This window comes from Gluconobacter albidus (assembly GCF_002723915.1).
Classification (GTDB): domain Bacteria; phylum Pseudomonadota; class Alphaproteobacteria; order Acetobacterales; family Acetobacteraceae; genus Gluconobacter; species Gluconobacter albidus.
The window spans coordinates 1-867 of record NZ_BEWL01000048.1 but is presented as its reverse complement, the minus strand read 5'-3'; the positions used below and the strand labels follow the sequence as shown (position 1 = coordinate 867).

The 867-nt window shown below is 57.1% G+C and carries 1 pseudogene; it reads right to left on the bottom strand.

Features of this window, described 5'->3' with window-relative positions:
• Positions 1-781, bottom strand: a pseudogene (locus GAL01_RS15900) (IS5 family transposase); the annotation flags it as partial.
• Between the last annotated feature and the right edge of the window lie 86 nt (positions 782-867).

Below are 867 nucleotides of genomic sequence, written 5' to 3'. Positions count from 1 at the left end.
TAGGTCATGTTGACAAAAAATCTGATCCAGAGCTTTGCTGCGGCGAGATTGAGGAAACTCATGAAGGACAGGACGGTCTTGTCGTAGCGGGTCGCGATGCGGCGCATCTGCTTGAGGTGGTTGAACATCCGCTCGATGCGGTTACGGTCCCTGTAACGCCGCCAGTCTGTTTTCTGTGGAACACTGCGGCCTTTTCGTGAGGGAATAACCGGCAGGATCCCGTGGATCAGCAGGTCCTGGCGGAAACTGTCGCTGTCATAACCCCGATCAGCCAGCATGGCCCTGGGGTTCGGGACAGGCAGCTTCATCAGGGCGTCTGTGGCTTTATAGTCCGAGACCTGGCCTCCTGTGAGGACAAAGCCAAGAGGACGTCCCTGATTGTCGCATCGGGCATGGATTTTGCTCGTAAAGCCGCCGCGTGATCGACCAAAAGCCTCCGTATGAGCCCCCCTTTTGCACCCGTTGCCTGGGAATGGGCGCGGACCACAGTACTGTCGACCATATGCTGCCAGTCATCACTCAGACCCAGGTCCACCAGAGTTTGCAGCAGAGCATCCCAGACACCCTGTTCAGCCCAACGCCGGAACCTGACATAGACCGAGTTCCATTTTCCGTAGCGCTCATGCATGTCCCGCCACGGACAGCCTGTGCGCAGAACATGCAGCATACCATTGAGAAACAGGCGGTTGTCTCCAGCTGGTCGAGCCCAACGTCCGCGCTCAGGCGGCAGAAGCGGACCAATTATCGCCCATTCCTGATCCGTCAGATCACCTCGTGCCATGCCCGCTCCACCGTACCGTCTGCGTTGAAGCAACCAGTGAATCAGATCTCAGGATGAGTGTATAGACCTTTTGTCAACGCGACCTA